The following is a 19,835-nucleotide window of genomic DNA, read 5'->3' as shown; positions in this document are numbered from 1 at the left end:
GGCCCTCTATAATCCTGGTCGCCACTGAAGCTCATCGCGTGGCGGGCAGGAGTAGTCATGGCCGGGCACTACCTTGGGCGGTCGACCGCGTGGCTGGCAGGACTGAGCCTGACGGCTTTGGCCGTTTTCGGTGCGACCCCCGCCTCGGCCGTCGATTACCTCAACGTTACAGTGCAACCCGACCGCGTGGTTCCGGGTGCATGTTTTTCGTTTTCATCGGCACTGCCGCGCGGAAACGCGGCGGCCTTCGATCCCTTCGTGGCGATCGAGCCGGCAACGGACCATGTGGTTCAGCCGCGCGGCAAGGATCTGTGCGTCACGGGCCTGCAGCATGGAACGCATTACTCCGTTCGCCTGAAAAGCGGCTTGCCGGCCGCGGACGGCAGCACACTGGCCAAAGACGTCACTGTCGCGATCGACGTGCCCGATCGCGAGCCGGTGGTCAGCTTCGACGGCAGCAAGACCCTCTTGCCCTATACGGATGGCGTGGGACTGCCGCTGAGGAGCGTCAACGTCAGCAAGGCTCATATCGTTCTTTATCGCTTCGGCGAGCGCGCTTTGGCCGACCGGGTTGGCAATGATTGGTTCGGGCAGGGTGTCTCGGGCTGGGCCGCCAACCAGATTGCCGAGCAAGGCAGCAAGGTGTTCGAGGGCCGCGTCGATATCGTCAACAAGGCCAATCAACAGGTCACGACGGCGCTGCCGATCAGCCAGTTGGTGAAATCACTCCTGCCGGGCGTCTACGTTGCCCTTGCGGTTCCGGAGGGCAAACCGGTCGAGGACGACACGGACCGCGCGACGCAATGGTTCAGCGTTTCGGATGTGGGCCTCGTCACGATCAAGACCGCTGCCGGACTGTTGATCAGCACCCGATCGCTGCAGACCGCTCAGCCTCTGCCCGACGTCGAGCTGCGCCTGGTCGCGCATAGCAGTGAGATCCTGACAACAATCAGGACCGACGCCGAAGGCCGGGCCCTGATCCCTGGCGGTCTCCTGCGAGGGGAAGGAGGCGACGCCCCTCGTCTCCTGTCGGCCAGCACCGCGCGTGGCGACTTCTCCTGGATTCAACTGGACACGCCGTCCCTCGATCTCACGGACCTTGACATCAAGGGTCGGACACCTCCGGGCGCCCTCGACGTCTTTCTCTGGACCGATCGCGGTGTCTATCGACCCGGCGAGACCATCCACCTCGGCACGCTCTTGCGCGACGGCGCCGCCCGACTCGCATCGCCGACCCCGCTCGTTCTGCACCTCGTCCGGCCGGACGGCGTCGAGGCGACCCAGTTGAAGCCGGATCTTGCGCGGGCGGGCGGCGGCACGCTCGACATTCCGGTGCCCGACAATGCCTATAGCGGCGAATGGACGATCTGGGCCGGAACCGGCACCAAGGATCGCCTCGGCAGCACGACAGTCTCGGTTCAGGATTTCGTACCGCCGCGGCTCGAGGCCAAGCTCAGCTTGCCCGATGGCCCCATGCGCTTGGGCGACGCGATCTCCCCCACCATCAAGGCCGACTATTTCTACGGCAGCCCGGGTGCGGAGCTGAGCGGGCAAATCGAAGCCACGATCCAGACCGCGGCCGAGCCGTTTCCCGATCTGGCGGATTACAGCTTCGGGCTGGTCCAGGAGCCCTTTTTGCCGAAGGCTCTGGACGCCCAGGATTTCACGACCGATGACCAGGGGGCCGCCACCGTTCCGCTCCCCACCGGCGACACGCCCGATACGAGCGGGCCGCTCGAACTCGCGCTGCACGCAACCGTCAACGATGTCGACGGTCGAGCGGCAACGACCGACCTGACACATGCGCTTGTGACGGCCGACCGCTTCATCGGTCTTCGCACGAGCTTCCAGGGCGGAATTCCCGAAAACGCGCAAGCCGCCTTTGATCTTGTTCTGGTCGATGGCGCCGGTCATCCGGTCGGGCCGGCCGGGTTGAAGTGGGACCTTGTCCATGAGGACTATACTTACAACACCTTCTTCCGCGATGGGCGTTGGCAGTCGGAGGAGATCGTCAGCGATGCCCGCGTCAACGGTGGCGATCTGGCGCTCGACGCCAACGGCAGGGGCCATCTGAGTGTCGCCGTCACATCCGGCCGCTTCCGCCTCGAAGCTTATGACGAGTCCGGAAAAACCGCGAGCAGTGTCAGGTTCACGGCTGGGTGGTGGGGAAACGTCGCAGCAGACGATCGCAAGCCGGATGTCATGCCCGTCACGCTCGATCCCGGCGCAGCTCCCGGCCATATCAGAGCCCGCGTGGAACCCGCTTTCGCGGGCCGCGTCCTTGTGATGCTCGATGGCGGCAGCCTGCATCAGGTACGCGAGGCGGATGTCCCGAAGGGTGGCGGGATTGTCGAGTTCGATGCCGCCGACGTCCCTGCGGCGGGTGCCTATGTGGTGGCGATCGCGGTTTCGGCGACGGGCGCGGTCGTTCCACGCCTGCCGGTCCGCGCCGTGGGACTCGCCTGGGTGCCGGGCGCGACAGCCGCGCACAGGCTTGATGTCGCCCTCGACGCGCCGGAGAAGATCCAGCCGAAGACCAGCCTCTCGGTTGGCATCACTGTGACGGGGGCGCCAAAGGATCGACCCGCCTATGTGACGGTCGCGGCGGTCGATGAAGCCGTGCTGCGGATGACGGATTTCACGGCGCCGGACCCGGCAGACTTTTTCCTCGGCCGCCGCGCGCCGGATTTCGAACTGCGGGATGTCTATGGCACGCTGATCGATCCGGCCGGACAAGCGGGACGTCTCGTCGAAGGCGGTGACGCCAGGGCCAAGCTTCAGTTGGGCGGCGTCGACGTCAAGACCTTCAAGACCGTGGCCCTCTTCAGTGGGGCCGTTGAACTCGACCCCGATGGGCACGGCCATGTCGCGCTCGACGTGCCGGACTTCAGCGGCAAGCTCCGCCTGATGGCTGTGGCTTGGACGGCAGACAGGTTTGGACATGCGGAACGCGCCGTGACGGTACGGCCTCCTCTCCTGGCCGAACTCACCCTGCCCCGCTTTCTCACCCCAGGCGACAAAGCCCAGGTGCGGGTGATGCTGACGGCGCTCGAAGCGCCCGAACAGACTTACAAGATCACCCTGAGCGCCGATGGACCGCTGAGTTTCGAGCGGGATGACGTCCTGTTCAAGGACGTCAAGCGTGACAAGCGCCGCTACGCCGACCGCATGCTCACCGCGACCGGTGCGCTTGGTCCCGCGCACATCCATATGGTCGCCACGGGCGACGACGGCACGAAGGTGGTGCGTGACTTCGACATCGGCGTGCGGTCCCCGAACGCCTATGTGACGACGCGGCAGATCCGCACCCTCGACCCGGACGGCAAGCTGACAGCCGGCGACGCCCTTGGCCAGGATCTCGTCCCGGGAACCGGCACTCTCGATGTTGCGGTCGCGACCGTGCCGGCCTTCGATGTCCCCGGTCTCCTGGCTGAATTGCGACGCTATCCTTACGGCTGTGCGGAACAGACGGTCAGTCGCGCCTTTCCCGAACTCTTCGCCGCCACACTCGGCGGTAGCGCAGCGGCGCCGGTGGATGACGCGGTCACGGGACAAGGTGCCATCGCGCGGCTTTATTCGTTGCAAGCCCAGGATGGCAGCTTCGGCTATTGGTCGGCCTTCGACAGCGGCAACATCTGGCTCACGGCCTATGTGATCGACTTCCTGCAGCACGCCGAGAAGCAAGGCCTGTCCGTTCCCGAGAGCATGAAGACTCGGGCGGTCAACTGGCTGGTCGGCCGTTTCGCGACAGCCGGGCAGGAGCCGCAGGACGTCGCAGCCGCGGCCTACACAGCCGTGGTCCTGTCACGCGCCGGGAAGCTCGATCTCTCGCAATTGCGCTATGTGGCCACTCACGACCGTGCGATCCTGCCGAGCGATCTCGCACGGGTTCAGTTCGCCACAGTGCTGATGCGATCGGGCGAGCGCGACCTTGCCTCCGACCTGCTGCAAGCGACTGCAATCGTCCGGAAGCCAAACGTCTACCTGAGCGATTATGGAAGCGATCTTCGCGACCGGGCCATGATGCTTTCGCTCGCGGCGGAAGAGAAGGTGCTGCCTCCCAATGCTCTTCTCACGCAGGCGACCGACCTTGCCCGTCTGGCAAGCGGCCAGGCATGGATGAGTACGCAGGAAGAGACCTGGGTTCTGCGCAGTGCGTTCGACCTCAAGACCAAGACGCCGCTCGATATCCTGCTCGACGGCAAGGCCATCAAGGGGCAAACGCGGGCGAGCGTGTCGACACCGCTCGGTCAGAACCGTGCGATCGAGGTGGTGAACAAAGGGCATGACCCCGTCTACCTTTCGCTCGCCACGACCGGCGTTCCGTCCGGGCCGCAGCCTCGCTTCGAGAACGGGTTCAATCTCCAGCGCGACGTCTACCACCTCGATGGCAGCCCCGCCGATCTCGCCGATGTTCACCAAAACGACGAATTGGTCATGGTCCTCTCCGGCAAAATGGCAGGAGACCTCCAGCGTAAGGTCCTCGCGGTCGACCGGCTGCCGGCCGGGTTGGAGCCTGAAACGATCGGCTTGTCTGGCGACCGTGACACGACGAAGTTCGCCTGGCTGAAAGATCTGACCGAGCCGACCTTCACGGCGCTACGTGACGATCGCTACCTTGCGGGTTTCGACCTCACGCAAGGTAGCCAAACCTTCAAGGTGGCCTATGTGGTCCGGGCCGTGACGCCTGGCACCTACGCGCGCCCCGGCGCGCAAGTCGAGGACATGTATGTCCCGGCCTATTTCGCTCGGACTGATGCCGGCACGCTCGATGTAAAGGCGGCGCGAAAGCCGTGAGGTGGACTGGGGCGCGGGCATGGGCCACCGCGGCGGCTGCCGGTTGCGCGATCGCCTGCCTCCCCGCCGCGATGTTGGACCGACTCTATCCGCTCAATTTCGAGCGGCTGCGGGACACTTCAACAATCGTCACCGATCGAGCGGGCCTTCCACTGCGCATCTTCACGGCGCATGACGGCCGCTGGCGTCTGCCGACCTCGCCTGAGGAGGTGTCGCCGCGCTATCTCGATCTGCTGCTCGATATCGAGGACAAACGGTTTTGGCATCATCCCGGCGTGGATCCGTTGGCGCTGATGCGGGCGGCGAGACAGTTCCTCAGCCACGGACGTATCGTCTCCGGCGGATCGACCCTGACCATGCAGGTCGTTCGCCTGCTCGAACCTCGTCCGCGCACCTTCCGCTCCAAATTCATCGAAATTCTCCGCGCATTGCAACTCGAAGCGCATTGCTCGAAGGCCGAGATCCTGCGGGCCTATTTGAGCTTGGCCCCGATGGGCGGCAATCTCGAAGGCCTGAGGGCCGGGAGCCTTGCGTGGTATGGCAAGGAACCGGGCCACGTCTCCGATGCCGAAGCGGCCTTGCTGGTTTTGCTGCCCCAGAACCCGAACCGTCTCCGGCCGGATCGGCATGCGGCGGCAGCCATCGCCGGGCGCGGCAGGCTGCTTCGGCGCGCCGTCGCAGATGGAACCTTCAAGAGCGAAGCCCTGGCGAGCGTCTTGGCCACGCCGCTGCCTTCCATGCGGCACCTGATGCCGAAGCTCGCGCCGCATCTGACCGCGCGTCTCGCCGCTGCGACAGCGAACCCGGCCGCCGTGATCCCGACCACGCTCGATGCGGCGTTGCAGACCGGCATCGAGTCGTTGCTGGCCCAGGATTTGGACACCCTACCCCGGCCGGTGACATTGGCAGCTCTTGTGGCCGACTGGCGATCCGGCGAGATCCTTGCCAGTATCGGCAACGCGGCTTTCGGTGATGCCGGGCGGCGCGGAGCGGTGGACCTGACGAATGCGTCGAGATCCCCCGGCTCCACGCTGAAACCCTTTATCTATGGCCTCGCCTTCGAAGGGCTGCTGGCCCATCCCGGCAGTCTCGTCAGGGATGCGGCGACGCGCTTCGACGACTACGCACCCCATAATTTCGACGGCACGTTCAACGGCGATGTCACGATCCGGCAGGCGCTCCAATTGTCGCTCAACCTGCCGGCCGTTCTGACGCTGAAGCGTGTCGGTCCCGTGGCTTTTGCGGAACGGTTGAAGTCGGCCGGCATTCCACTTGATTTCGGCGACACGACTGCGATCCCGGGCCTGCCTGTGGCCCTCGGCGGCGCGGGCATGACCCTGACGCATCTCCTTGAGGCTTATGCGGGGCTCGCGGCCGGCGGCAGGATGCAGGAACTCCACGATCAGCCAGGCGAGCCGACGACCTCCGCATCGATCATGACGCCTGCCGCCGCGGATGCCGTCGTCGACATCCTGTCGGACATGCCTCCTCCGCCCGGCACCACCGGCCGAGCCGGGCGCATCGCCTATAAGACGGGCACGTCTTACCGCTTTCGGGACGGCTGGGCGATCGGGTTCAATGGCAGTCGGGTGGCGGGCCTTTGGATGGGACGGGCTGACGGTGGAAGTTGCCCCGGCTGCGTCGGTGCGGGCGCGGCAGCGCTGCTGTTTCGATTGTTCGACCTGATGCCGCCCGACCCTTTGCCGCGCCGCACCCTTGCACCTGTCTTCGCCGGTCCACCCCCCGCGGCTTTGACTCGGCTCGATCCGGGTACGCTGATCGTGGCGGAGGACGGCCCTCACATCACCTTCCCGATTGCGCAGTCCAAGCTGCTGGCAGATCTTGCCCCAGGACGGGAGGGCCACGGTTCTGCGATCAAGCTCGCCGCAACCGGTGGTGAGCGCCCTTACCGCTGGCTCGTCGACGGCCGTCCCGTGGACAGTCGGCCGTTTGCCCGTGACGCCGCATGGCTGCCAACGGAGGAAGGGTTCTCGACCGTGGTGGTGATCGATGCCCAGGGACGGAGCGATCACGCGAATGTGCGGGTCAGCGCTCGTTCGGCGAATTGAGCAGGCTTTCCAGCACCTCGATACGATCCGCCTCTCCGGTCGGTTTATCCCATCGGATCCGGTTGACGCGAGGAAAGCGCATGGCGAGGCCGGACTTGTGCCGCGTCGACCGATTGAGACCTTCGAACGCGATCTCCAGGACCAATCCCTTCTCGGTGGTGTGCTCCACTTCGCGCACGGGACCGAACCGTGACGTCGTATTGTTCCGAACGTAACGATCGAGGCGCGTCAGTTCCTCGTCGGTAAAACCCGAATAGGCCTTGCCCACGGGCACGAGTTCCTGCGCCTCCGGTGTGCCTCGCCACACCCCGAACGTGTAATCGGAATAGAAGGATGCTCGCTTGCCGTGGCCGCGCTGAGCATACATCAGCACCGCATCGACGTTGAACGGGTTACGCTTCCACTTGAACCAAAGGCCCTTCGGGCGCCCCGGAACATAGGCGCTTTCGCGGCGCTTCAGCATCAGCCCTTCGATGGCGTCGGCGTCGGGTCCGGCTCCCGCCTGGACCGGATCGGCGCGGAACTCTGCCAATTGCTCCCAACTGTCGAAAGCGACGATGGGAGATAGATCAACCCGCGGATCATGGAGGCGATCGACGAGCGCCTCCAACCGCTCCCGGCGCTCGGTGAAGGGCAGGCTTCGGAGATCCTCTCCGCTTTCGGCCAGAAGATCATAGGCGCGCAAATGCGCCGGGTAATCCGCCATGGCTTTGACCGAGACGGTCTTCCGGTTCAAGCGCTGCTGCAGCGTCCCGAAGGATTGCACGCGTCCTTCGCGCATGATCAGCAATTCACCATCGAGCGCTGAATCGCCGAATCGCGGGTCGCGCAAGGATTCGATTAGGTCCGGGAAGGCCGCGGAAATATCTTCCCCGGCGCGCGAGTGGAGCTTGGCGATGCGCCGGCCGTCCGCATCGTGACCCGCGACAGCCTGAACCCGGATACCGTCCCACTTCCATTCAGCCGAGAAGTCTTTCGGGTCCAGCGAAGCCACATCCCGCTCCTCGAGCGGGTGCGCCAGCATCGCGGGGCGATAAGGCGCCGGATCCACGGATGCCGGCCGTGGTCCCGTACCATCCATCCAGGCGAACAGCTGACCATAGGGAATGACCAGTCCGTGCCAAACATCCTCAATCTCGTTCGGCTCATGACCTCCAAGGATGGCGACCGCCGTCTTGGCCAGACGTGCCGAAACGCCGATGCGAAGCGAGCCGGTGATCAGTTTCAGGAGAGCCCAGCGACCGATCTCGTCGAGCGTATCGAGCCACAGCGTGAGTTGTCGCGGAAAGGCGGCACGGCTGGTGGTTGCAAGCGTCATGACCACTTCGGACAAGAGCGGCGGCTCACCGGGATGGGCAGCCGCTGGCCAAAGCAGAGCCGCGGTCTCGGACAGGTCCCCCACATAATGGTAGCTGAGGTTAAACAGGACGGGATCGACACGCTCCTCGAGAAGAGCCCGCACCAACGCCGGTTTGGCATGCTGGAATTTCAGAGTGTCGGTGAGAGCCGCGAGAGCGTAGCCGCGCTCCGGGTCCGGCGTGCGCCGGAAGAAATCGGCCATGAGGCGCAGCTTGCCGTTGCGCGAAGGCTCGAACGACAAGCGGTCCAACAACTGGGCGAAGGCCTTCATGCCGCTTCGTCCAACGCCTCATCGCTCTCTTCGCCATAGCCCATCAGGTGCAACGGTCGCGCCTCGATCCCCTGCATCCCGGCCCAATGCACGAGAGCGTCAGCCTCTCCATGCGTGACCCATAGCTCCGAGCACCCGACCTCACGGACCGTCGCGCACAAAGCTGGCCAATCCGCATGATCGGAGACGATCAGCGGAAGTTCGACCCCCTTTTGCCGGGCCCGTGCCCTCACGCGCATCCACCCCGATGCGGCCACGGTGATCGGCTCGGGGAACTTTCGCGCCCAGGTGTCTTTCAAGGTACTCGGCGGACAGAGGACGATTTCGCCACCCAAACGTCCGCGCTGAGCCGGATCGACACGCCGCAGTTCGCCAAGATCGATCCCTGCCCTGCCATAATAGTCGCAGAGACGCACCATGGAGCCATGAAGATAGATCGGGCGGTCGTAACCGAGATCCCGCAGCACGCGGATCATGCGCTGCGCTTTGCCCAGGGCGTAAGCGCCCAGGAGATGCGTGCGGTCAGGAAACAAGGCCTGCGACGCCAAAAGCTTGCGGGCCTCTGTTTCCGCATCGGGAAATCGGAAGACCGGCAGGCCGAAAGTCGCCTCGGTCACGAAGGAATCGCACTGCACAGGCTCGAACGGCAAGCACGTCGGATCCTGCGATCGCTTATAATCGCCAGAGACGACGACACGAAACCCATCCAGCTCGATGGCGATCTGCGCCGAACCGAGCACGTGTCCCGCCGGATGGAACGTAATCACAACGTCGCCAATCCGAACCGCTTGGCCGAGCACCGCGACTTGGCGCTCTCGGGTAAAATCCTGACCGTAGCGAACGTCCATGATGTCGAGCGTCGGTGCGGTTGCCATCACCTTGTCGTGACCCGCACGGGCATGATCACTATGCCCGTGCGTTACAAGGGCCCGCCCTACGGGCCGCATCGGGTCAACAAAAAAATCGCCGGCCGGGCAGTAGATGCCGGCCGGCGTTAAAGTGAGAATATCCTGAGTTCGCACAAACCCGACCGTAAAGGGGTCAGGCAGCGTCGCGACAAAGAAGCTTCTTGACCGAGTGCAGATTTCCGTCAGGCCGCGGCACATGCCGAGTCACGAAGATGCAATCCTCGTCGTCTGCGCCAAATGCCTTCGCGACCTTCAAGGACTGATGGCCGATCGTCAGCGGACGAAACGACAGATGAGCACCCGCGAGAGGAGCAGCCGCCAGCGGTGCTCCGATAAAGCACGCCGCCAGCACCAGTCCAAAGCGGCGCATGGATTTCACGGAGGATACGGCGTCTGTCATGATCGGCACACCCAGCAAAAGATTGAATTGTTCGCCCTACTCACAAACCCTTACGCGGCGATATCCCGCAAAGTTCCCGTAGGCATCGTAGGTCGCCTGACGGGTGAGGTAGCAGCCTCCGCCATAAGCAGGAGGCGGCGCATAAGCAGGCGCGTATCCGCCCGGCGCGTAGCCGCCGTAGCCGTAGCCCGCTCCACCTGCGTTGGCAGCAGCCGACCCAGCAATCGCTCCCAGGGCCAATCCACCCACGACACCAGCCGCGATAGCCCCACCGTCCCGAGCACTTGCGGGAGCCATGGTTGCGAAAGCGGCCGCGCCGACCGCAAGAGCCGCAAGCCCCACGTTCCGCATTGCTGTGATCTTCATCGTCTCCACTCCTCGACAAAACTCTCGTTTACAACCGCGGGACCGCAATTTTGTTGCGCCGAGCTGAAAAAGGTTTCGAGCCTGCCTTGATCCACTTCGCAGCGACCGGGAAAGTCGGGAAATGCACTTCAGCGTTCGTACCAGGATCATACGCGAGAATGGCGGTCGACGTGGTGTAAATTCCGTTCAATGTTAATGAATTCTTGTTGAGTTTCCGGCGCTGCGCACGTCTGCGAACAGTGCCGGCGGCGCCACTGAGGAGACCATGGCATGCGGCAGTCCTTCGCCTCTTCGGGTAGCGTCCTGGCCGACAAACGCTATGCCTATGGGGATGCCCTCCTGGCCGAAGGCGACGCTGTCGCGGCTGCCGATCTCTTCGCGCAGGCCATTGAACAGGCACCGGACTGGGCACCAGCCTATCTTGCTTGGGGGCTCGCGCTGGAACAGGCGGGGGCAGCCGCCAAGGCGCTGACCGCCATTGAACGGGCGCACGTGCTCGATCGGGACGGGACGCTCGGGACAGCGCTCCATCGCGCCCGCCTCACGGGCAGCGCACCAAACGGCATGTCACCCGCCTACGTCGCCGCTCTCTTCGATCAATATGCGCCGCGGTTCGAGTCTCATCTCGTCGCCGGTCTCGCCTATCGTGGGCCCCAGGTCATTGCGGCGCTGATCGACCGAGCTGTCGGGGCTCGACGGATCGTGGCAGCCCTCGACCTCGGCTGCGGCACAGGCTTGATGGCCAAGTCTCTTACCCACCGGACGGCCGAGATCGATGGCATCGACCTTTCGACCGAGATGTTGAAACAAGCGGCTGCGACGTCGCTCTATGGAATTTTGATGCCGGGCGAGTGCGTCGCGGTCATGCGTGGCTTGCCGGCGCGGCGCTACGACCTCGTGGTTGCGGCGGATGTCCTGGTTTACTTGGGTGACCTCCGGCCCATTTTTGAGCAAGTCGGCCGCCTGCTTCGTGAAGACGGCATCTTCGCCGGAACGGTCGAAGCTGCCGAGGCCGAAGACTACCGACTTGGGGGCGACCTGCGTTTTCGGCACTCGCCGGCCTATATCCGTCGGATCTTGGCGGAAGCCGGACTTTCGTGTGCGATCCTGCAACCTTGCGTGACCCGCACCGAGAGCGGGCGCGACGTTCCCGGGCTGGCGGTCTTGGCTCGGACTACCTAAGTTCTCAGGGGTGCTCGACGTCGCCACACCCCTAGTCTCGCTTCCACCCCGTATCGCGTCTTGGTTTGCGGCTCGTGGCTGGTCGCCACGCCTCCATCAGTTGGCGCTTCTTGCTCATGCGGCGGCGGGACAAAGCGCGCTGCTGATCGCGCCGACCGGGGCTGGGAAGACCCTCGCGGGCTTCCTACCCTCGTTGGTCGACCTCATGGGACAGGCCCGTAGCCGCCCCGCGCTCCACACGCTCTATATTTCTCCACTGAAGGCGCTTTCGGTCGATGTGGCACGCAACATCGAGATCCCGGTCAGCGAGATGGGATTGCCGATCCGCATCGAAACCCGCACCGGCGACACGCCCGCCGGCAAACGCCAACGGCAGCGCAGGGATCCGCCGGACATCCTTCTGACGACCCCCGAACAGCTTGCCCTTCTCCTCGCCAGTCCCGACGCCGCGATGCTGTTTGGAGATCTCCGCCGCATCGTACTCGACGAATTGCATGCTCTCGTCACGAACAAGCGCGGGGACCTGCTGTCGCTCGGCCTCGCGCGCCTGCGAAGGCTCGCGCCCGGCGTCCAAACCGTCGGCCTGTCGGCCACGGTTCGAGAACCTGCCGAACTTGCCGCCTACCTCCGCGGCCGGGACGATCTACCCCCTGCCCTCGTGGTCGCGCCCGAGGGTGCGCGGGCCGAGATCTCCATGCTCGACACACGCGAGCGCCTGCCTTGGGCCGGTCATAGCGCCCGGCACGCGCTCGACGAGATCTATCAGGCGCTGCGCGGCTGCAAGATGGCGCTGATCTTCACCAACACACGCTTCCAGGCCGAGCAATTGTTCTGGGATCTCTGGAAACACAACGCCGAGAACCTGCCGATCGCGCTCCACCACGGCTCGCTCGACGCGAGCCAGCGGCGGCGTGTCGAAGCCGCGATGGCCGAGGGCACGATCAAAGCGGTGGTGTGCACGGCGACACTCGATCTCGGCATCGATTGGGGCGACGTCGATCTCGTCATCAACGTCGGGGCGCCGAAGGGTGCGAGCCGGATTACCCAACGCATCGGGCGCGCCAACCACCGGCTTGACGAGCCGTCGCGGGCTCTTCTGGTGCCGGCCAACCGGTTCGAGGTGATCGAATGTCGCGCCGCCATCGACGCGGCGTCCCATGGCGTCCAGGACACGCCAGTGCCGCGCACCGGCGCGCTCGACGTATTGGCCCAGCATGTGCTCGGCATGGCCTGCGCGGCGCCCTTCCGGGCCGAGGATCTCCATTCCGAGATCACGGACGCGGCCCCATATGCGGCGGTGACCCGGGAGGATTTCGACCGTGTCCTCGATTTCGTGGCGCATGGCGGCTACGCCCTGAAGGCCTATGAGCGCTTCGCCAAGATCCGCCAGGACAAGGACGGCCGCTGGCGCGTCAGCAACGGTCGCATCGCGCAGCAATATCGCATGAATGTCGGGACGATCGTGGCCGCGACCATGCTCAAAGTGCGGCTCGTCCGGTCGCGCACGGGACCCATGGGCCAGACGCTGATCGGGCGCGGGGGCCGGGTCCTGGGTGAGATGGAGGACGGGTTTCTCGAATCGCTCGTGCCGGGCGACACGTTCATATTCGGCGGCGAGATCCTGGCCCTCCAAGCAATCGTCGAGGACGAGGCACTCGTGCAGCGCGTGCAGAGCACCACGCCCAAGATCCCCGCCTGGGGCGGCAGCAAGTTCCCGCTCTCCACCTATCTCGCGAGCCGTGTCCGCTCCATGCTGTCAGAGCCGCACGCCTGGCCCGAGCTTCCGTCCCAAGTCCAGGACTGGCTCGACATCCAGGCCGAGCGCAGCCTGCTGCCGCCGCCTGACTCCATGTTGGTCGAGACGTTTCCCCGGGGCGGGCGGCACTACCTCGTCGCTTACCCTTTCGAAGGACGCCTCGCGCACCAGACGCTCGGCATGCTGCTGACCCGGCGGCTCGAACGCGAGCGTCTGAAGCCGCTCGGCTTCGTGGGCAACGACTATGCGCTCGCCGTCTGGATGAAGGCCGACATCGGCGCGCGCATCAAGAACGGCCTCGTCGATCTCGACGGCCTGTTCGGCGAAGACATGCTGGGCGACGACCTGGAAGCCTGGCTCGACGAATCGTCCATGATGAAGCGCACCTTTCGGTCCTGCGCCATTATCGCCGGGCTGATCGAGAAACGACACCCGGGGCGGGAGAAGACGGGACGGCAGATGACGGTCTCGACCGACCTCGTCTACGACGTGCTGCGACGGCACGAGCCCGACCACATCCTGCTGCGCGCCGCCCGCGAGGATGCGGCAACCGGACTCCTCGATCTCAAGCGCCTCGGTGATCTATTGCTGCGCATCAAGGGTCGAATCATCCATAAGGATCTCGACCGCGTCTCGCCGCTGGCCGTGCCGATCATGCTCGAAATCGGGCGTGAGCCGGTCTATGGCGAAGCGCAGGACGAGATCCTGGCCGAGGCCGCGGACGTGCTGGTGGAGGAAGCGTGTGGGGTTGAGGGCCGAAGCTTTAGAGAACCGGCCTGACACGACGTCGCCCTTGATGGTCGCCGGCGAGCGTTTTCTAGCCGATCCGAGCGGGGCTCTGTTCCACGAGGGCGAGCGGGCGTTGCTCGTGGCCGATCTCCATTTGGAGAAGGGCTCGTCTTTCGCCCGACGCGGGATGCTGCTGCCACCCTATGATACAGGGGCGACCCTGGCGGCATTGGCCGATGTGGTCAGGCGCTACGCTCCCCGCCTGGTCGTCGCGCTGGGAGATAGTTTTCACGATCCCTTCGCGGCTGCTCGGCTTTCGGACGCGGACAGGACAGTTCTCGCGGCAATCCAACACGGCCGCGACTGGCTTTGGCTGACCGGAAACCATGACCCGCTGCCACATGAGGGCCTCATCGGTTCAGTCTCTGCGGAATGGCACGTGGGTCCGATTGTCCTTCGTCACGAGCCGCAGACAGACTCGGGAACGGGCGAGATCGCCGGCCATCTCCACCCGGTCGCCCGTGTTGTTGGCACGAGCGGAACCACTAGGCGGCGGTGCTTCGTCTCCGACGGCCTCCGCTGCGTGATGCCGGCCTTCGGGGCCTATGCAGGGGGATTGAACATCCACCACGCGGCTTTCACACCGCTTTTCGGCACCCGGAGCCGGATCGCCCATGCCCTGGGGCGTGATCGGGTTTATGCCGTGCCCATCACCCGGTGTATCGCTGACGGATAGAAAAAGCCCCGCCGCGTGAACGGCGAGGCCAGGACCGTAATCTTCCTTCCCAACGGGAGGGAAGAATTGGATGTCAGCAGACGATCAGGCGGCAGCAGCACCATTGCCGCTGCGCTTCTTGAGCAATGCGAGGCCGCCAAGAGCCAACAAAGCACCACCGAACATCGGAAGCGAAGCCGGGAGGGGAACAGACGAGACGTTGTAAGTCGCGAATTCCACCGAGTTCGTGCTGGAGGCGAACGTCACGGAATCATAGCTACCCAAGCCGCTGACCGTTGTCACGAAATAGCCGGAGCCCTTGGTGCTGAAGGCGGAGTCGGCTCCCGTAAACGACATGCCGTTGCTAAAGGAGATCGTGTTGAACGAGTCGGGTGACCCGTAGATGAAGGAAAACGTGTCTCCTCCGGTCACAAAGGTCGGATCGAGCGCCTTGGTGAAGGTCGCTGTTCCGTTGCCGAGCACATAGTCGAAAGGCGCGCTGGTGTAGCCAGCCACACCTGTAAACGGCGACAAGGCGGTAATCGTACCACCGGACACGACCGATGATGTCGAGAAACTGAAGCCAACGAAGCCGGGCTCAGGCGTCGGCACAATGATCTGCCCGACAGGGGGGAGGACCTGGGTCGTCGTGATGGTCAACGCTTGCGCCTGGCTGATAAAACCCGCCAGTACCGCGGACGCGAGAAATACATACTTCATCGAAATACCTCCGATCGTGATGGCACGCACTGCAGCGCCCCAGGTACCAACGTTCTAGTTCAAGATGAATTCGAGTCAATCTTTCGCCTACTGATTGATGATGATTTTAAATCTCTGGATGTCGCGCGCCAATCGGGACAGTTCATCTCGGTATATGTCCTCGGATCTTGACCTCGTCCCAGCAGCATGACACCCGGAAGATGCACGCATGCCGCGCCTCGTCAGAAAACAATAATGAACAGTTGGTCCGACATTCCCCTCGAAATCGCGCAAACCTCCAATGCCTGGCCATTCGAGGAAGCCCGGAAACTTGTGGCGCGCGTGAAACGCACCGGACAGGCGGACGTGCTGTTCTCGACCGGCTACGGTCCCTCGGGATTGCCGCATATCGGCACGTTCGGCGAGGTGGCGCGTACCACGATGGTGCGCCAGGCCTTCCGGGTTCTAACGCGGGATACGATCCCGACGCGGCTCGTCGCATTCTCGGACGACATGGACGGCCTTCGGAAGGTCCCCGACAACGTCCCCAACAAGGACAGGCTCGCTGCAGCCCTGGGCAAGCCGCTGACCCAGGCGCCGGACCCCTGGGGCGAATATCCGAGCTTCGGCGAGGGCAACAATGCAAGGTTGCGCGCCTTCCTGGACCGCTTCGGTTTCGATTATACGTTCATGTCCTCGACGGCCGAGTACAAGGCCGGCCGGTTCGATGCAGCCTTGCGGCTGATGCTCGAACGGCTCGACGCCGTGATGGCCATCATGCTGCCGAGCCTGCGTGAGGAGAGGGCGTCCACCTATTCGCCGTTCCTGCCGATTCACCCGCACACCGGCCTCGTCATGCAGGTCCCGCTCGAAGGCCATGACGCCGCGCGCGGTACGATCAGCTGGCGCGACCCGGCGACGGGCGAATTGTTCGAGACGCCGGTCACCGGGGGACATTGCAAACTGCAGTGGAAGCCGGACTGGGCCATGCGCTGGCACGCCCTCCGGGTCGACTATGAGATGGCCGGCAAGGATCTGATCGACTCGGTCAAGCTGTCGGGCCGCATCGTGCGCGCCCTCGGCTCCGAGCCGCCCGAAGGCTTCAATTACGAACTGTTCCTCGACGACAGAGGCCAGAAGATCTCGAAGTCGAAGGGCAATGGCCTGACGATCGACGAATGGCTGACCTATGGGTCGCCCGAGAGCCTTTCGGTCTTCATGTTCGGCAAGCCGACGGCGGCCAAGAAGCTCTATTTCGATGTGATCCCACGCGCGATGGACGACTATCTCACGTTTCTTGAGGCCTATCCGCGTCAGGCCTGGAAGGAACGGCTCGGCAACCCCGTCTGGCATCTGCATGCGGGCGATCCGCCGGCGTCCGAGCGGCTCGCAGCCGAGGGATCGAACAGCGGCACCAGCATTTCCTTCGCCATGCTGCTCAATCTCGCGGCCGTCGCCAACAGCGAGGAGCCGGGCGTGCTCTGGGCCTTCCTGCAGCGCTATGCCCCCGGCGTCAGCCCCGCCACGCATCCGCGGCTCGACGAGATGATCGGCTACGCGGTGCTGTATTTCCGCGACTTCGTGCGTCCGGCCAAGACCTACCGGGCTCCCGACGCGGTCGAGAGCGAGGCGCTCGAGACCTTGTCACGCATGCTTGGCGACCTGCCGTCGGGCGCTTCGGCCGAGGAGATCCAAACGGCGCTCTACGACATCGCTCGGGTCATCCCGCGCTACCAGGATCTGAAGGCCAAGACCGCAACGCCCGAGCGACCCGGCGTGTCGAACGACTGGTTCAACATGCTGTATCAAGTGTTGCTCGGTGAGGAGCGAGGGCCGCGTTTCGGTTCCTTCGTGGCCCTCTATGGCGTTCCGGAGACACGTGCCTTGATCGCCAAGGCGCTCGCAGGCGAGCTTGCATCCGAACATGCGGCATTCCTTGCAGAACGCGCCCGCAGCAAGAATGCCTGATGTCGCTACCCACTCTATCGGCTATGCAGCGCCTTCATCATTATGGAATCGAACGGGACTCAGCGAGTCATTCCTGACGAAGGGCAGCTCAGATCCAAACCGCGGAGGCTCAGCGCGCAAAGTTGGAACGCACCGGTTGCGGGGTTCGGCTGCAGAGTCCCAGAAGCGACGAAGGTAGCCGCAGCGCCCAACGGTAGAAGCATCCCTTCACTGGGGAAGGCCGGCCTTGCGCAGCCCCTCGATATAGCGCTGGAACACGAGTTCGTCCTTGTAGGGCGGCCGATCACGCCATTGCTCAATCCGAAAACTCGGATGGAGGCGCATGACCTCCCTGGCCGCCGCTTGCGCTTCGTCCATCATGCCGAGATGCGCATAGTTGGCGGCGAGCAGGCGTCGCCCCTCGTCCGGATTCTGCATGCGATGGACGGTGGTGACCACGTCCTCCGACCGGCCGAGGGCGTCCTGAGCATCGGCGAGATACCAGAGATACCAGTCCGGATAATAGGGATTGAGCCGCATCGCCCGCTCGATGATCTCGATCGAACTGGCGGGATCGCCGGCATAGACAAGCGAGTCGGCATATTCGGCCAGGACATCGGCATCGTTCGGGTTGAGCGCAACGGCGCGCCGGTAGTCGGCGAGCGACTCGTCGTGTTCCTTCCGATAGAGATGGACGAACCCCAATTCCGCGAAGGCGCGTGAATCGACCCTGTCGAGATGAATGGCCTTGCGGGCAGCCTCGACGGCCGTGTCCAAGGAGGCTGCCGGGTTTGCCGACCAGGAATAGCGCCAATCGAGGTTGTGGGTTCGGGAAATCGCGCTGTAGGCCCGCGCATAGGTTGGCGTCAGCTCGGCCGCCTCCTCGAACAGACGACGGGCATGCAGATTGGCCTGCCGCGAGAAGCGCAGGATCATGTCCTGACCGCGAATGACGAGGCCATAGGAGCGCATGTCGCGCGGGCGCTTGGATTCCTGGCGGTGCTCGGCGAAATCGATCTGGACCGAGAGCCGCGACGCGACCGCCCCCGTGATCTCATCCTGGATCTCGAACAATTGGCCGAGCGCGATCTCGAAGCGATCCGACCAGATCACGTTTTCGGACTCCGCCTCGATGAGCTGGACGATCGCCCGCAGGTGACGGCCTGCGCGGACAAGGCTCCCACCCAAAAGGTAGCGCGCGCGCAAGCGCTGACCGATCTCCCGGGCCGAGCTGAGCTTCAGATTGAAAAGCGAGGCGGAATGCCGCGCGATCACGGTCAGGTGACGAAACCGGCTCAGGTCGGAGATGACGCCTTCACCGATAATGTCGCAAAGGGCCTCGTTGGATGGATCGCCCGTCAGATTGGTCAAGGTCAGAACCGCGACCGATGGCTGTGCCTCGGGGATCACGCGAGACGCCTGGGGGTCCGGTCCACGCCGGCTGACCGATGGAGACGGAACCGCAACCCGCTCCACCGCGAAAACCTCGACGACCTCGTTCATCCCCTTCAACGGAAACGTGCCGAGAAGCCGGAAGGACACTTCGGTGACATTGCCGACGGCGCGGCGAACGCCGCCCGTAGCAAAGATCGCCCCGGGATCGGCCAGCGCCTGAAGCCGGGCCGCGACATTCACGCAATGGGCATGGATCACCTCGTCGCCACTTGGAACCTCTCCAAGATTGGTGGCGATGCGAAACTCGATCGGTTCGCCGTTCTCCCATCGCGCCTGCTCGCGAAATTCGGTTTGCACCTGGACCGCAAACCGGATGGCTTCCTCCGAACTTTCAAACAGGGCCAAAATGCCATCCCCGGCAATCTGGACGACGCGGCCACCGTAATATCCGATCAGCGACTTGAAGAGATCGATCGACCGCGCCGCGTGGTCAGAATTGTTGACCTCGTCCTGTTCGATCCGCCCACTATAGCCAACCATATCGGCCATGAGGATCGCAGTCAGCTTGCGACGGCGGCTCGCGGGCTGAAGGTTCTGCTGCTCATCCATAACGAGGTCCAAAGCTTTACGTGCAGCGTTCTTCCACTATCACCCAAACGGATCTTGATCGCAACGCGACACCCTTCGTAAACTCGGCCCCAAGTCCGTTGGTCCATTTAGTCCGGAACTGGGTCACCTCCGTGCCAAACGGCCCGCCCCCCCATTGCCGCATCCGCCCGCAAGAGGTTGAACTTCGTCCAACCCACAAGGGGGACCGAGGGTTAGCGGAAGGCCTCTACCTGCAAACCATGCTGCCTCTGCTCACCGCGCTCGGGCTCGGCGACGAGGATCGGCTGCGCGCACGCTTTTCACGCGGGTTCAAGCCGCGCTGCTCCAAGATCGCGTGCATCTCCAAGGAGGATCTCGGCTGGATCCAGGTGTCCAGTACGAAACGCCGGTTCCATCTCGATCAGCTGCATCTCCATGCCCAATGGCGGGGCCAGGGGATCGGCACATTCCTGCTCACGTCGCTGACCGCGCGAGCGACGCAGACGCGCCGGACAGTGGCCCTCGACGTGATCCGCGGCAACCCCGCCATCGGCCTCTACCGTCGGATGGGATTTCAGATCGTCGGCGAAGACGAGGAAAAGTTTCAGATGCTCTGGCGGCCGGACCGACCGGTCAAGACCGGTCCGGCATGAC

General features: G+C 64.1%; 13 protein-coding genes. 7 read left to right on the top strand and 6 right to left on the bottom strand.

Annotated features, from left to right (window positions below; all coding sequences use genetic code 11):
- The first annotated feature begins 57 nt into the window (after positions 1 to 57).
- Together M8523_RS02020 and pbpC are read left to right on the top strand one after the other, a co-directional pair.
- Positions 58 to 4,797: an alpha-2-macroglobulin family protein gene (locus tag M8523_RS02020; protein WP_282583141.1), complete on the top strand. Its 4,740-nt coding sequence runs from the start codon at positions 58 to 60 to the stop codon at positions 4,795 to 4,797.
- Positions 4,794 to 6,866: a penicillin-binding protein 1C gene (gene pbpC, locus M8523_RS02015; protein ID WP_282583140.1), complete on the top strand. Its 2,073-nt coding sequence runs from the start codon at positions 4,794 to 4,796 to the stop codon at positions 6,864 to 6,866. The genes M8523_RS02020 and pbpC overlap by 4 nt, the downstream gene beginning before the upstream one ends.
- Here the strand turns inward: pbpC and M8523_RS02010 are convergent.
- From M8523_RS02010 to M8523_RS01995, 4 genes are read right to left on the bottom strand one after another with little or no spacing between them, the layout of a single operon-like run.
- Positions 6,844 to 8,496 carry a cisplatin damage response ATP-dependent DNA ligase gene (locus M8523_RS02010; RefSeq protein ID WP_282583139.1) on the bottom strand — a complete coding sequence of 551 codons (1,653 nt, stop codon included), beginning with the start codon at positions 8,494 to 8,496 and terminating at the stop codon, positions 6,844 to 6,846. The genes pbpC and M8523_RS02010 overlap by 23 nt on opposite strands.
- A complete protein-coding gene (locus tag M8523_RS02005) occupies positions 8,493 to 9,518 on the bottom strand; it encodes a ligase-associated DNA damage response exonuclease (protein ID WP_282583138.1) in 1,026 nt (341 codons plus the stop codon). Before M8523_RS02005 ends, M8523_RS02010 begins: the two co-directional genes overlap by 4 nt.
- Before the next feature lie 19 nt (positions 9,519 to 9,537).
- Complete coding sequence (locus tag M8523_RS02000) at positions 9,538 to 9,804, bottom strand: hypothetical protein (RefSeq protein ID WP_282583137.1); 267 nt, start codon at positions 9,802 to 9,804, stop codon at positions 9,538 to 9,540.
- 36 nt (positions 9,805 to 9,840) lie between these two features.
- Positions 9,841 to 10,170 (bottom strand): hypothetical protein, encoded by a 330-nt coding sequence (locus tag M8523_RS01995; protein ID WP_428349622.1) that lies wholly within the window; start codon positions 10,168 to 10,170, stop codon positions 9,841 to 9,843.
- Between the two features lie 270 nt (positions 10,171 to 10,440).
- On the opposite strand from M8523_RS01995, the gene M8523_RS01990 reads away from it, so the two are divergent.
- From M8523_RS01990 to pdeM, 3 genes are read left to right on the top strand one after another with little or no spacing between them, the layout of a single operon-like run.
- Positions 10,441 to 11,352 carry a class I SAM-dependent DNA methyltransferase gene (locus tag M8523_RS01990; protein WP_282583136.1) on the top strand — a complete coding sequence of 304 codons (912 nt, stop codon included), beginning with the start codon at positions 10,441 to 10,443 and terminating at the stop codon, positions 11,350 to 11,352.
- Positions 11,353 to 11,362: 10 nt separating this feature from the next.
- A complete protein-coding gene (locus M8523_RS01985) occupies positions 11,363 to 13,888 on the top strand; it encodes a ligase-associated DNA damage response DEXH box helicase (protein WP_282583135.1) in 2,526 nt (841 codons plus the stop codon).
- A 16-nt stretch (positions 13,889 to 13,904) separates the two neighbouring features.
- Positions 13,905 to 14,573 carry a ligase-associated DNA damage response endonuclease PdeM gene (gene pdeM, locus M8523_RS01980; protein ID WP_282583415.1) on the top strand — a complete coding sequence of 223 codons (669 nt, stop codon included), beginning with the start codon at positions 13,905 to 13,907 and terminating at the stop codon, positions 14,571 to 14,573.
- A gap of 84 nt (positions 14,574 to 14,657) precedes the next feature.
- Here the strand turns inward: pdeM and M8523_RS01975 are convergent, their stop codons facing one another.
- Positions 14,658 to 15,272, bottom strand: a complete 615-nt coding sequence (locus M8523_RS01975) for a hypothetical protein (RefSeq protein ID WP_282583134.1) — start codon at positions 15,270 to 15,272, stop codon at positions 14,658 to 14,660.
- Between the two features lie 234 nt (positions 15,273 to 15,506).
- Between M8523_RS01975 and M8523_RS01970 the strand changes: the two genes are divergently transcribed.
- Positions 15,507 to 17,219 carry a lysine--tRNA ligase gene (locus tag M8523_RS01970; RefSeq protein ID WP_282583133.1) on the top strand — a complete coding sequence of 571 codons (1,713 nt, stop codon included), beginning with the start codon at positions 15,507 to 15,509 and terminating at the stop codon, positions 17,217 to 17,219.
- A 207-nt stretch (positions 17,220 to 17,426) separates the two neighbouring features.
- On the opposite strand, the gene M8523_RS01965 is transcribed toward M8523_RS01970, so the two are convergent.
- Positions 17,427 to 19,202 (bottom strand): tetratricopeptide repeat protein, encoded by a 1,776-nt coding sequence (locus M8523_RS01965; RefSeq protein ID WP_282583132.1) that lies wholly within the window; start codon positions 19,200 to 19,202, stop codon positions 17,427 to 17,429.
- Between the two features lie 239 nt (positions 19,203 to 19,441).
- Between M8523_RS01965 and M8523_RS01960 the strand changes: the two genes are divergently transcribed.
- Positions 19,442 to 19,834, top strand: coding sequence for a GNAT family N-acetyltransferase (locus tag M8523_RS01960; RefSeq protein ID WP_282583131.1), 393 nt, complete (start codon positions 19,442 to 19,444; stop codon positions 19,832 to 19,834).
- Position 19,835 lies beyond the last annotated feature (1 nt).

This window comes from Lichenifustis flavocetrariae, from assembly GCF_026130545.1.
GTDB classification, from domain to species: domain Bacteria; phylum Pseudomonadota; class Alphaproteobacteria; order Rhizobiales; family Beijerinckiaceae; genus Lichenihabitans; species Lichenihabitans flavocetrariae.
This window is presented reverse-complemented; position numbering and strand designations above follow the sequence as displayed.